Origin of the sequence: Actinomyces johnsonii (assembly GCF_006546835.1) — a bacterium.
Taxonomy (GTDB): Bacteria; Actinomycetota; Actinomycetes; order Actinomycetales; family Actinomycetaceae; genus Actinomyces; species Actinomyces johnsonii.
Window position 1 is genome coordinate 1 of record NZ_VICB01000012.1, and the last position, 12,371, is coordinate 12,371.

Here is a 12,371-nt window from a genome sequence, read left to right on the forward strand (position 1 = left end):
GCCGGCCCCCCACCCCCCACCCCTCACCTGCCACCACCAACCCCCAACCCCCAAAAAACACCAACACCGTGCCGGGTCCATGGATGATCTGACACGAGGGCGTCAAACGGTGCACCATTGTCTTCGTGACTGACACTGATCTCCCTCCCACCTCCCCGCACGGCCATGAGCCGAGCCTCGACGCGGATCGGCTCATGCAGCAGTCGGACGTCGTCCTGCACCTAGGGCGTCTCATGCTCGCCGCGGGGGCCGGCTCCTACCGCATCAAGTCCTCAATGGCGAGAGCAGCCGCCGCGGTCGGTCTTGACCGGCACGAGGCCACGGTGACGATGACCGAGATCGTCACCTCCTCCTACGTCGGTAGTCGGTTCCGCACCGAGGCCAGTGAGGTTCGTCGTGTCGGTGTCAATGTCGACCGCTTGGAGGCTCTGCGCAGGATCGTTCACGATCTGCGCCCGCATGAGACTGTTGAGCATCTTGAGGCCAAGCTGAGGCAGGTCGAGAAGATGCACGCTCGTTACAACGCCTTCACCAACGCGGCCGCCTCCGGGGTGGCCTGCGCAGGATTCTGCTTTCTCAACAAGGGCGGATGGGTCGAGTGCCTCACGGTCCTCGTGGCCGCGTTTCTGGGGCAGTTCGTCCGCCGTCAGATGCTTGAGCGCCACTATCAGCATTTCTTCACCTGGCTCGTATGCGGGGTCGCCGCCTCCGGCACCTATATGGGCATCGTGACCGCGCTTGATGCAGCCGGCGTAGTCACCGGCAACCATCAAGGTGGCATCATCTCAGCGATTCTGTTCCTCATTCCAGGTTTTCCCATGGTGACGGCAATGCTGGATCTGTTCCGGCAGGACTTCTCCTCGGCGTTGTCGCGCAGCGCCTACGTGCTCATGGTGATGGCGGCTGCGGGCGTGGCCGTATGGACCGTCACCTTCATCTTTCGCTGGGATGTGGCGGCAGCCAGCGGTGCTTCGCTCGACGGGCCGTTGCTCTACGTTCTGCGGTGCTTCTGCTCCTTCATCGCAGCCTACGGCTTTGCCATGCTGTTCAACGCCGGTTCCAAGGCCAGCATCCTGGCCGCTGTGGTCGGTGCACTGGCCAACACCGGGCGCCTCCTCCTCATCGACGTCTTCCATGTGCCGTGGCAGCTTGCTGTGGGGCTGGCCGCAGTCACGATCGGACTGCTGGCTCAGCTCTTCGTATCTCGTGCCTCCCTGTCCCGGGTGGCGCTCTCCGTTCCCGCTGTCGTCATCATGATCCCTGGTGTGCCGTTCTACCGCGCCATCTCCGCGCTCAATACACTGTCGGTCGATAAAGGGGTCGACGTGGGAGAGGCTGCGACGAACTTGTCCGAGGTCTTTTTCGTCATCACGGCGATTGGTGTTGGGCTCGCCTTGGCGCGCATCATCACCGACCACAACTGGCGCCACGATGTCGCCACCTCCGAACGCATCACGCTTCCTCGAGACACCGCGAAGGCGACCGGGGAGCAGAAGAAGGACTAACGAGGGCCGTGTACCCGAGCAAACGATGGTGCCCGCCACTGAATACAGCGGGCGGGCACCATTGCGTGCGGGCTCAGGCGCGGGTCAGGTGAAGAGGCTAGAGCCCGCCGAGGATCTGAGCGATGAAGATCTTGACGATCATTGCGACGGGATAGACCATCGCGTAGCCCAATGCCACCCGAGGGTCGGCGCCGGTGCGCTCGTTGGCGAATGCCAGGATTGCCGGCTGGGTCTGGACGCCGCCGATGAGGCCCGACAGACGAGTTCCCCCCATCCTGACAACCCATCGCATGGAAGCGTAGATCCCCAGTCCCACGATGGTGGTGACGACGAAACCGGTGACGAAGATCCTCCACCAGTCGCCGCCGGTGAATGCGTGTGCGATCTCTCCACCTGCTTTGGTACCTGCTTGTGCAAGGAAGACCAGGAGTCCGAACTCCGAGAGCACCGCCGTTGCCGTGAACGGCATGGCGGTCACGAACTTTCCGATGCGGCCAATACGGCCGAAAATGAGCCCAACGAGAAGCGTGCCAGCGGCTGACCCGATAGAGAAAGTGGCGCCGGTGGGAGTGAGGAATTTCCACTCGCCGATGAAGATCCCCAGGGCCATGCCCAGCCCCAGGGCGACCGGGTTGATGGATGACAAGCCGCGCGATGAGTCGCCGAAATAGGTCGAGATCTCCTTCATGCGACCGGTCGGGCCGACTACGCGAACCCGGTCACCCTGCTGAAGCACCAGATTCGGGGTCCCCACCATGTCGACGTCGCCACGGCGCACACGTGAGATCGTCGCCCCGAAACGGTTGTCGATGTCGAGCTCACCGATGGTGCGGCCGGCCAGCTTCGGGTCCGAGACCGTGATGCGGCGGAAGTCGAGGTACTTGCGGTCCTCGATGAGGGAGTGTGACGAACCGTGGCCCACTGCCTTGATCGCCTGGTTGACGGCCTCCTGCGTACCGACGACGGTGATGAGGTCGTCCTTGAACAGGCGGTCGTCATTGGTCGGTCGGGTGATGGGCCCCTCCTCTCCGCGACGCAGACGGGAGAATCTCAGCTGTCCCGAGGTGGTCTCGACAATGTTGCCCAGAATCGGACCGTCCTCGCGCTCCACCCGAATGGTGCGGTTGATGAGCGGGGAGGGCGTGTCCTTGTCACTGCGGCGGTAGCGCAGTGCCAACAGGCAGAAGAACAGCATGCCGATGACGCCGTAGAGGTAGGTGACGGCATAGGCCACGGTGGCGTCTCCCGGTCCGGCCTTGTCCCCGGCCATGGCCGCGGCGTTCCCGGCCGCCGCCAGAGCTGGTGTGTTGGTGACGGCGCCGGCGAACGCGCCCGCGATCATCGCCGCCTTGAGGCCGAGAAGACGCCCCACGCCCACGGCTGCGAGCGCCGCGACCCCAAGGACGCCCAGGAGGATGGCCAACGGACCACCGGCGGTACGAATGATGTGGAAGAAGTTCGGCCCGGACTGGATGCCGATGGCGAAGGTGAAGATCGCCAATCCGAGGGTTCCCAGCTCTCTGGGGACCTCGATGGGAGTTGAGGAGGACGCTCCCCAGGCCGCTAGTCCGATGCCGCAGAATAGGACCGCCGCCGCCCCAAGACTCACACCCTTGATCTTGACGTGTCCCAGCAGCATCCCGGTGCCGACCAGGAGGAACAAGACGAGGACTACGTTCTCGGACAAGTGGTGCAGGATATTGGCGTGCGCCACCTTCCAGCCCAGGAGAGCCGTGCTGGCGGCCAGGAGGACCGTCGCCGGGATGCGTATGCTTCTGCGCCTGGCGCGCCAGAGCAGCAGCCCGGCACCAACCATGAGGAGCACGATGACAACCGGGTTGTCTAACAGATAGTGCAGGACAGTGGTGACCACGTCGCTGTGCCGCCTTCCGTCTCGCCGCTGAAAGTGACGCGGCGGATGTTTGTCATGAGTAACAGGGTTATTGTGTCATCTCTGACGGGGCTCATGGTGTACCAAGGTCCGGGACTCGTCGGCCGGAAAGAATCCCGACAGAAGCAGTGAGGGACGGGGCTCTCCTTGGGCGACCCGCGTCCGTGATTCCACGATGCGAGACAACAGGTGTCTCGATATGACTCTCTGTGAACACTGATCTAACGTTCATTACCCGGCAGGTCGCCGGACGGTAAGCACGGAGAAGGAGAGCGAGCGATGATCCGCGACGACGCTCCCGCACGTCAGGGCCAACAGGTCATGACAGGCGCCCAGGCTCTGGTGCGCGCATTGGAAGAGCTTGGTGTCACTGACATCTTCGGGATGCCGGGCGGTGCCATTCTGCCCTTCTATGACCCACTGCTCGCCTCGACGAGGATCCGGCACGTTCTGGTGCGCCACGAGCAGGGCGCCGGCCACGCCGCCGAGGGCTACGCCATGGTCACCGGCCGTCCCGGAGTCTGCGTGGCGACATCCGGCCCCGGTGCAACCAACCTCATCACGGCTATCGCTGACGCGCACATGGACTCAGTGCCGATACTGGCCATCACCGGCCAGGTCGGAAGTCGTGGAATCGGGACGGATGCCTTCCAAGAGGCCGACATCGTCGGCGCCACGATGCCCTTCGTCAAGCATTCCTTCCTCATTACCCATCCCGAGGACATCGTTCCGCGTGTGGCTGAGGCATTCCACATCGCCTCAACTGGACGCCCTGGACCCGTCCTCATCGATATCTCTAAGGACGCCCAGGAGGGGGTCACTGAGTTCGTGTGGCCCCCGGCCCGGGACCTGCCCGGCTATCGTCTGCCCGGCAAGCCCAACCAGCGGCGTCTGGCTCAGGCCGCCGAGGTGATCGCCGCTGCCGACCGTCCCGTCCTCTACCTCGGCGGTGGCCTGAACCGTGCGCAGGTGCCTTCCAACGACCTGACGGAGCTTATCGAGCTCATTGGAGCGCCATTCGTCACCACACTCACTGCGCTGGATGTCATGCCCAGTGAGCACCCGCTCAACCTGCGGATGCCCGGAATGCACGGTACCGTCGCCGCCGTCGGAGCCCTTCAGCGGGCAGACGTCATCGTCTGCCTGGGGGCCCGCTTCGATGACCGGGTCACCGGTAGACCGGACACCTTCGCCACGAGGGCCTCGGTCATCCACGTCGATATCGACCCGGCTGAGATCTCCAAGATCCGTACCGCCGACGTCCCGATTGTCGGTGATCTGACCGACGTCGTCCCCGCTCTGAGCACCGAGTTCCGCGACCACGTCTCCGCCGAGGGGCGGGCGGATATCGCCCCGTGGCGGCGCGAGGTCGAGCGCATCCAGGCCACTTACCCCACGGACTGGACCGACACCGACGATGGACTGCTTCAGCCTCAGGAGGTCATCACCCACCTCAACCGGGCCGCCGCAGAGGACACCATCTGGGTCACCGGAGTGGGACAGCATCAGATGTGGTCGGCGCACTACCTCACCTTCCGCCGCCCCCACTCCTGGCTCACCTCCGCAGGCGCCGGGACCATGGGCTACGGCCTGCCCGCCGCCATGGGCGCCAAGGAGGCCTGCCCCGACCGTCCAGTGTGGCTCATCGACGGAGACGGCTGCTTCCAGATGACCAACCAGGAGCTGGCCACCTGCACCCTCAACAACATCCCCATCAAGGTCGCTGTTATCAACAACTCTTCGCTGGGCATGGTGCGGCAGTGGCAGACCCTGTTCTACGGGCAGCGCTACTCCAACACCGACCTGCATACCGGGGCCGGAACGAAGCGGGTTCCCGACTTCGTCAAAATGGCCGAGGCCTATGGGGCCGTGGGACTGCGATGCGAGCGCCTGGAGGACCTGGACGACGTCATCGCCCAGGCCAATGCCATCAACGACCGCCCCGTCGTCGTCGACTTCATCGTCTCCGCGGACGCCCAGGTGTGGCCCATGGTCGCCGCCGGGGTTTCCAATGACGAGATCCAGCACGCCCGTGGCATGAGCCCGGTGTGGGAAGAGGAGTGAAAGCCGTGAGCGAGAAGCACACGCTGTCCGTCCTGGTGGAGAACAAGCCCGGTGTCCTGACCAGGGTGTCAGCGCTGTTCACGCGTCGGGGCTTCAACATCCATTCCCTGGCTGTCGGACCCACCGAGCACGAGGACATCTCGCGCATCACGGTGATCGCCGATGCCGAGGGGCTGGCTATGGAACAGGTCACCAAACAGCTCAACAAGCTGGTCAATGTCCTTAAGATCGTCGAGCTGGATCCCGACACCTCCGTCGAGCGCGAGCTCTACCTCATTAAGGTGCACGCGGATGACGCCAACCGCACTGCGGTGCTCCAGGTCGTCGACCTGTTCCGCGCCCATGTCGTCGACGTCGCCCCCACGTCGGTGGTCATCGAGACCATCGGCTCAGAATCCAAGGTCAAGGCTCTGCTGACGGCTCTTCAGCCGTACGGCGTCAAAGAGATTGTCCAGTCCGGTGCCGTGGCGATCACGCGCGGCCCACGATCCATCACCGATCAACTCAAGGAGAAGTGAGAAGCAATCATGGCAGCTGAGAAGTTCTACGACGACGACGCCGACCTGTCCGTCATCCAGTCCAAGAAGGTCGCCGTCATCGGCTACGGTTCCCAGGGGCACGCTCACGCTCTGAACCTGCGCGACTCCGGTGTGGAGGTTGTTGTTGGCCTGCGCGAGGGCTCCTCCTCCGTGGCCAAGGCCGAGGAGGCGGGCCTGCCCGTCAAGCCGATCGCCGAGGCAGTCGCCTGGGCCGACGTCATCACCGTCTTGGCCCCTGACCAGGTGCAGGCCGCCCTCTACCGCGAGGAGATCGAGCCGAATATCAAGGCCGGCTCTGCCCTGCTGTTCTCCCACGGCTTCAACATCCACTTCGACTACATCAAGCCGGCTGCGGACATTGACGTCGTCATGGTGGCCCCCAAGGGCCCCGGCCACACCGTGCGCCGTGAGTTCGAGGCCGGCCGGGGCGTCCCCGTGCTCGTCTGCGTGGAGCAGGACGCCACCGGCACCGCCTGGGACCTCGTGCTGTCCTACGCCAAGGCCATTGGCGGCACGCGCGCCGGCGCCATCAAGACCACCTTCCGCGAGGAGACCGAGACCGACCTCTTCGGTGAGCAGACCGTCCTGTGCGGTGGCGTCTCCAAGCTCATCCAGTACGGCTTCGAGACCCTGGTTGAGGCCGGCTACCAGCCCGAGATGGCCTACTTCGAGGTCTGCCACGAGATGAAGCTCATCGTCGACCTCATCAACGAGGGCGGCATCTCCAAGCAGCGTTGGTCCTGCTCTGACACCGCCGAGTACGGAGACTACGTCTCCGGTCCGCGCGTCATCACCCCCGACGTCAAGGAGCACATGAAGGGGGTCCTGGCCGACATCCAAGACGGGACCTTCGCCAAGCGCTTCATGGACGACCAGGCCGCTGGTGCCCCGGAGTTCAAGAAGCTCCGCGCCGAGGGTGAGGCGCACCCCATCGAGACCACCGGCCGCGAGGTGCGTTCCATGTTCGCCTGGCGCGCTGACGTCGACAAGGACTACACGGAGGGCTCCGTGGCCCGCTGAGGACCTCGGAGACCGCCTACGGCGGTGCCCCCGACGGCTCAGGTCGTCGGGGGCACCGCCGTATTGCCGCAGCTGTCGCGGTGGAGTTGCGGATTCAGGCGAGCTGTCGGCGCCGGGTGTGGACGCCGAGGGCCACGAGGACCATGCCCAGACCCATGATGCCGACGAGCAGTGCGGCACCGCGTCCCGGCCCGCTGCCGACAACCGTTCCGACACTGGTGGACAGCGCCTGCCCCGGCTCCAGTAGGGGCTGAAGGACCCGGTCGACCAGTACCCCTGAGCAGAGGTAGGCCACCAGGTAGCCCATCTGGGTCACCAGACTGATGGTTCCCCAGGTCCGCGCCTGCCGGGCGTTGTCGACCCGGGTGCGCACCAGAACCTCCGCTCCGGCTTGGGACAGGGGCAGGCTCGCGAAGGTGAGGAAGCCGCAGGCGGCCACCCACCAGGCGCCCGGCCCCAGGGGCACCAGGATCATCGCGATGCCGGTCGCGGCCAGGCCTGTGGTCAGCAGCGTCGTCGGCTGCGCGCTCTTCCAGGCGGTGACCAGTGCCGCTCCTACGAGCATGCCGATGGCGGCGACGGTCTCGATGACGCCCATCTCGGACGTGCTTACGGTGGGCAGGAGGATCGGCTTGATGAGGACCTGGATGACCCCGATCGCGAGGGTAGCCAGGGTCATGAGGATGACAAGGAGCCGCAGCCCGGGTGAGGAGGTGATAGTCCGCCACCCTGCCAGGAAGCCGTGGTCGTCACTGGGCTGGGTCGCTGCGCGCTGCGGCGCATCTGCAGCCAGGGAGCGGCGCACTGTCATTGTGCAGACCACGGTGACCAGACAGGTACTGGCGTCAAGCAGGACGAGTCCCCTCACTCCGACGACGGGCATGAGGAACCCCGCCGCGGCAGGAGCCAGGAGGTACTTGGCCGCAGAGGCGAGTTGGAGGAGGCCGGAGGCGCGCACGTAGTCCTCCTCGGTCACCAGGTCGGTGACGCTGGCCCGCAGCGCGGGTTCGGTGAGCGCGGCCAGGCAGGAGGAGAGGATGGCTCCCGTGCAGACCCAGGCCAGGGAGGGGCGGGGCGAGGCCAGGGCTGCGAGGATGATGCCCAGCCCGAGCACTGAACCGGCATCTCCAATGATCATCATCAGGCGGCGGTCGTAGCGGTCGGCAAGGACTCCGGCCAAGGGGGCCAGGAGGACGATAGGGGCGAAGGCACTCATCTGGACGGCTGACACCGAGGATGCCGTTCCATAGGCGCGCAGCATGATGACGGCAAGTCCGAAGGCGCTCAGTCCCGTTCCCAGCGAGTTGATGAACGAGCCCAGAACGAGCAGGCCGACACGTTTCATGAGTCGACCTCCACGAGGGCGGACAGACTCCCAGGGCGGGCTCCCAGGAGTGTCTCACTCGCCCAGATGAGGCTCTCGCGGCGGCGGACGAGCTCATCCGGGCTGGGCTCCATGATCTCGTGGTCCAGGAGGATTCCGGAAGCACTCAGAAGCAGTTCGACGGCGTCGTGGGGCCTGTCCGTGGTGAAGATTCCCTCGTTCACCCCCTGTGCGACAACGTCGGCGAGGACCGGCGTCAGGTGCTCGATCATCGCTGTGATGGACAGCAGATGGAACTCGGCGTTGCCGGGGGCGTGGAACTGCTCGACGAGCTCGGTCTGAGCGGCCTCGACCCGCATCGCCGCCATGATCGTCACGAGCTTGTCCACCGCCGGAGCCGACGAATCGGCGACTTCGCGGGCACGCTGCTCGACCTGGCCGACGATGCGCAGGACAAGAGCCCTGAGGATCTGCTCCTTGCTGGGGAAGTGGTAGTAGAGCGTCCCCTTGGCGATGCCCACGACCTTCAGGATGTCCTCCATGGTGGTGGGTTGAAAGCCCTTGGTGGTGAAAAGGGTGTGCGCGGCGTCGAGAATCTCCTCACGACGCTGCGCGGTAGGACGGTGGGTGCGCGTCATGTCTCCTCCGTTCCTGAGAGCGTGCAATCGAGCATAAGACTAACCGACCGTCGGTCGAAACGCGAATGCGCCACACTCCCATTATGTGGACTTCCTGTCTCGCATCGTGACCGTGTCCTAAGGTGACCTCATGACGCAGACCATCAAGCTGGCAGTAATTCCGGGCGACGGCATTGGCAAGGAGGTCGTCCCCGAGGGGCTCAAGGTTCTCGACCGGGCGCTGGAGGCGAGCGGAATCACGGTCCTGCCGACCACTTTCGATCTGGGAGCGGAGCGATGGCACCAGACCGGGCAGACCCTCACCGATGAGGACCTTGAGGCCATCAAGGGGCACGACGCCATCCTGCTGGGCGCCGTCGGCGACCCGTCCGTCCCCTCTGGTGTTCTCGAGCGCGGACTGCTCCTGCGCCTGCGCTTCGCTCTGGACCACTACGTCAACCTGCGTCCCTCGGTCTACTACCCGGGGGTGCCGACGCCGCTGGCCGATCCCGGCGATATCGACTTCGTCGTGGTGCGTGAGGGGACCGAGGGTCTGTACTGCGGGAACGGGGGAGTCGTGCGACAGGGCACGGCGCACGAGATCGCCACCGAGGTCAGTGTCAATACGGCCTACGGGGTCGAGCGCCTGGTCCGCTACGCTTTCGCCAAGGCTCAGGCCAGGGCGGCCAAGCACCTCACACTCGTCCACAAGCACAATGTGCTCGTCCACGCCGGTGGTCTGTGGCGCCGTATCGTCGAGGCCGTCGGTGCCGAGTACCCCGAGGTCGTCGTCGATTACTGCCACGTGGACGCCGCCACCATTTACATGGTGACCGACCCCGGTCGTTTCGACGTCATTGTCACCGACAACCTCTTCGGCGACATCCTCACTGACGAGGCCGGTGCCGTCACTGGGGGCATTGGTCTGTCGGCCTCGGGCAACATCAACCCCGAGAGGGCCTTTCCCTCCATGTTCGAGCCTGTGCACGGCTCGGCCCCCGACATCGCCGGGCAGGGCAAGGCCGACCCGACCGCCACGATCAGCGCCGTCGCCCTCATGCTCGACCACCTGGGGCTGGTTGAGGTGGCTGCGCGGGTCGAGGCCGGCGTCAAGGCCGACATGGCTGCGCGTGGTGATGGCACCGACCGTACGACCAGTCAGATCGGTGACGCCATCGCCGCCGCCGTGACCCAGACGGCCCAGGGATGAACGCATCGCCGCATTGAAGCGCCCCGGCCGTCTTCGTCGCCGAAATACGTGAACGGATGGCCCGATGAGGACCTACAAGTCGCCGGAAGCGGTAAGTCTGGCCGGAATCTAGCTGATGGCCCGTCTACGAGCCGGGATGTGAGAAGGTCGTGTCCGAGTTGTGGCCTCGGCGGTAGGGTGGGCGCATGCCTGAGACAGACGCCGCCTCAACCGACTCCACATCCACCACATCCACCGCTTTGGCTCGCGCTGCCGAGGTTCCCGTGCCCGAGGCCGATGCGATCGCCGGTCGCTTCCCCCTGACCGCCAACCCGTCGCCCGTAGCCGAGGACGAGCGTCAGGCGGTCCTGGCGGGGCTCCACTTCGGCGACCGCTTCACCGATCACATGGCCCACGCCCGCTGGAGGCAGGGTGAGGGCTGGGGCGACTACGGCGTCATCCCCTACGGCAACCTCAGTCTGTCCCCGGCCACCGCCGTGCTCCACTACGGACAGGAGATCTTCGAGGGGATCAAGGCCTACCGGCACGATGACGGCTCGGTGTGGACCTTCCGCCCCCGCTACAACGCGGCCAGGCTCAACGCCTCCGCTCGGCGCCTGGCCCTGCCCGAGCTGGCTGAGGAGGACTTCGTGGCCTCCCTGGTGGACTTGGTGCGGGCCGACGCCGCCTGGGTGCCCTCGGGCGAGGGCGAGTCCCTCTACCTGCGTCCTTTCGCCTTCGCCTCCGAGGCGTTCCTCGGCGTACGCCCCTCCAAGGTGGTTGACTATTACGTCATCGCCTCCCCCGCGGGCTCCTACTTCACCCATGGGCTCGAACCCATCTCCATCTGGGTGACTACCGAGTACCACCGCGCCGGGCGCGGAGGAACGGGCGCGGCGAAGACGGGAGGCAACTACGCCTCCTCCCTGCTCCCACAGCAGGAGGCCTATGCCCAGGGCTGCGACCAGGTCTGCTTCCTCGACGACGTCTCCCAGAAGAACCTCGAGGAGCTCGGCGGCATGAACATCATGGTCGTCGACGCCGACGGTACCGTGCGAACTCCGCGCCTGACCGGGACCATTCTCGAGGGATCCACCCGCAGTGCCATCATCCGCATGCTGCAAGACTCCGGCCGGAGAGTCGTCGAGGACATCATCAGCCTGGAGGGGCTGCTGGCGGACATCGAATCAGGTCGGGTCAGGGAGGTCTTCGCCTGCGGCACCGCTGCTGTCGTCGTACCCCTGGGGCATCTCAAGGGGAAGGGCTTCGACGCTCGAATCGAGGGCAATGAGGTCACCCGGCAGGTTCACGACCGACTCACCTCCATCCAGTCCGGCCGCGCTGAGGATCCCTACGGATGGATGTATCAGCTTGTACCACCCCGTTCATAGAATGACCGGATGTCATTCTTCCGTTCATTCATGATGGGCATCCGGACGTGAATGGGGAATGCGGTCTCATTCCTTAAAAATATGTGGTGCGATATGTGCCCATGGCGCATATCCCTCTGTCTGATACCAGAAATCACCTCGGCAAAAGAGAGCAGTTCCGGTAGTCCCGATAGTGCTGTCAGCGACGTCTAGATCGATTTTTCCGGCGCCGAATCGACGTCGAGGATTTCCAGACGACATCCCGATCGGGCTTGGAGGATCGCCCTTTTCAGGAATCGCCACGCATGCTCCCGAGCAACCGGTGCCCGCCGGTCAGGGAAAGATCAACGCCGTCTACTCCTTCCTCAAGGCCGTAACTCGGACGGCTGCCATGGATGAGTCCTTCACCATCGACCAGATGCAGTCCCTGGCCCTGGGGGGTGCCCCTATGTGGTGTGTCAAGCGGCGGTGGGTAGTTTCGTGGCTGGTTGTGGGTCGTAGAGGGCTCCATCTCGGATCATGGCGTGCAGGGTCAGGATGCGGCGGTGGGCCAGGGCGAGGACGGCCTGGTTATGGCGTTTGCCTTGGTCTCGTTTGCGCTGGTAGTAGGCCCGGGAGACGGGGTCGGAGCGCAGGGAGGCGAAGGCGGAGGGGAACATGGCGCGCTTGAGCCTCTTGTTGCCGCCGTGGGAGACGTGCTCGCCCCTTATGGAGGAGCCTGATTTCCTGGTTACCGGTGCCAGGCCGGCGTAGGAGGCTAGCTGGGCGCCGGTGCCTGGAGGTCCTTGCCCAGGGTCTCGGCCAGCAAGGATGGCGGAGGTCCTGACCCCGATCCCGGGCATGGAGGTCAGG

Annotated in this window: 10 protein-coding genes; 6 read left to right on the forward strand and 4 right to left on the reverse strand. The window is 65.1% G+C overall.

The genetic code is table 11. The features are described 5' to 3' along the window. Positions 1–125: 125 nt before the first annotated feature. A complete protein-coding gene (locus FK256_RS08215; protein ID WP_141424420.1) occupies positions 126–1,505 on the forward strand; it encodes a threonine/serine exporter family protein in 1,380 nt (459 codons plus the stop codon). A gap of 97 nt (positions 1,506–1,602) precedes the next feature. Here the strand turns inward: FK256_RS08215 and FK256_RS08220 are convergent, their stop codons facing one another. Continuing rightward, complete coding sequence (locus FK256_RS08220) at positions 1,603–3,321, reverse strand: aspartate:alanine exchanger family transporter (protein WP_244936287.1); 1,719 nt, start codon at positions 3,319–3,321, stop codon at positions 1,603–1,605. 354 nt (positions 3,322–3,675) lie between these two features. On the opposite strand from FK256_RS08220, the gene FK256_RS08225 reads away from it, so the two are divergent. Genes FK256_RS08225 through ilvC form a run of 3 tightly spaced genes read left to right on the forward strand, consistent with a single transcriptional unit; the run spans position 3,676 to position 7,019 of the window. Next, positions 3,676–5,460, forward strand: coding sequence for an acetolactate synthase large subunit (locus FK256_RS08225; protein ID WP_141424421.1), 1,785 nt, complete (start codon positions 3,676–3,678; stop codon positions 5,458–5,460). Positions 5,461–5,465: 5 nt separating this feature from the next. Next, complete coding sequence (gene ilvN, locus FK256_RS08230) at positions 5,466–5,978, forward strand: acetolactate synthase small subunit (RefSeq protein ID WP_003784785.1); 513 nt, start codon at positions 5,466–5,468, stop codon at positions 5,976–5,978. Between the two features lie 9 nt (positions 5,979–5,987). Continuing rightward, positions 5,988–7,019: a ketol-acid reductoisomerase gene (gene ilvC / locus FK256_RS08235; RefSeq protein WP_021605294.1), complete on the forward strand. Its 1,032-nt coding sequence runs from the start codon at positions 5,988–5,990 to the stop codon at positions 7,017–7,019. A gap of 94 nt (positions 7,020–7,113) precedes the next feature. On the opposite strand, the gene FK256_RS08240 is transcribed toward ilvC, so the two are convergent. Both FK256_RS08240 and FK256_RS08245 read right to left on the reverse strand, forming a co-directional pair. After that, positions 7,114–8,364, reverse strand: a complete 1,251-nt coding sequence (locus FK256_RS08240; protein ID WP_141424422.1) for an MFS transporter — start codon at positions 8,362–8,364, stop codon at positions 7,114–7,116. Then, positions 8,361–8,981: a TetR/AcrR family transcriptional regulator gene (locus tag FK256_RS08245; RefSeq protein WP_141424423.1), complete on the reverse strand. Its 621-nt coding sequence runs from the start codon at positions 8,979–8,981 to the stop codon at positions 8,361–8,363. Before FK256_RS08245 ends, FK256_RS08240 begins: the two co-directional genes overlap by 4 nt. A 130-nt stretch (positions 8,982–9,111) precedes the next feature. Between FK256_RS08245 and FK256_RS08250 the strand changes: the two genes are divergently transcribed. Together FK256_RS08250 and FK256_RS08255 are read left to right on the forward strand one after the other, a co-directional pair. Then, entirely contained in the window at positions 9,112–10,170 is a 1,059-nt protein-coding gene (locus tag FK256_RS08250) for a 3-isopropylmalate dehydrogenase (protein WP_141424424.1), read from the forward strand. A gap of 185 nt (positions 10,171–10,355) precedes the next feature. Continuing rightward, positions 10,356–11,540, forward strand: a complete 1,185-nt coding sequence (locus tag FK256_RS08255) for a branched-chain amino acid aminotransferase (RefSeq protein WP_141424425.1) — start codon at positions 10,356–10,358, stop codon at positions 11,538–11,540. Between the two features lie 437 nt (positions 11,541–11,977). On the opposite strand, the gene FK256_RS08260 is transcribed toward FK256_RS08255, so the two are convergent. Then, positions 11,978–12,371 (reverse strand): transposase (locus FK256_RS08260; protein WP_141424426.1); only part of this gene is annotated, 394 nt, incomplete at its 5' end.

Excerpts from the sequence above, each read along its gene's own strand:
- FK256_RS08220 (WP_244936287.1), bottom strand. The coding sequence starts at position 3,321 with ATGGTTGGTGCCGGGCTGCTGCTCTGGCGCGCCAGGCGCAGAAGCATA.
- FK256_RS08225 (WP_141424421.1), top strand. The coding sequence starts at position 3,676 with ATGATCCGCGACGACGCTCCCGCACGTCAGGGCCAACAGGTCATGACA.
- ilvC (WP_021605294.1), top strand. The coding sequence starts at position 5,988 with ATGGCAGCTGAGAAGTTCTACGACGACGACGCCGACCTGTCCGTCATC.
- FK256_RS08240 (WP_141424422.1), bottom strand. The coding sequence starts at position 8,364 with ATGAAACGTGTCGGCCTGCTCGTTCTGGGCTCGTTCATCAACTCGCTG.
- FK256_RS08245 (WP_141424423.1), bottom strand. The coding sequence starts at position 8,981 with ATGACGCGCACCCACCGTCCTACCGCGCAGCGTCGTGAGGAGATTCTC.
- FK256_RS08250 (WP_141424424.1), top strand. The coding sequence starts at position 9,112 with ATGACGCAGACCATCAAGCTGGCAGTAATTCCGGGCGACGGCATTGGC.
- FK256_RS08255 (WP_141424425.1), top strand. The coding sequence starts at position 10,356 with ATGCCTGAGACAGACGCCGCCTCAACCGACTCCACATCCACCACATCC.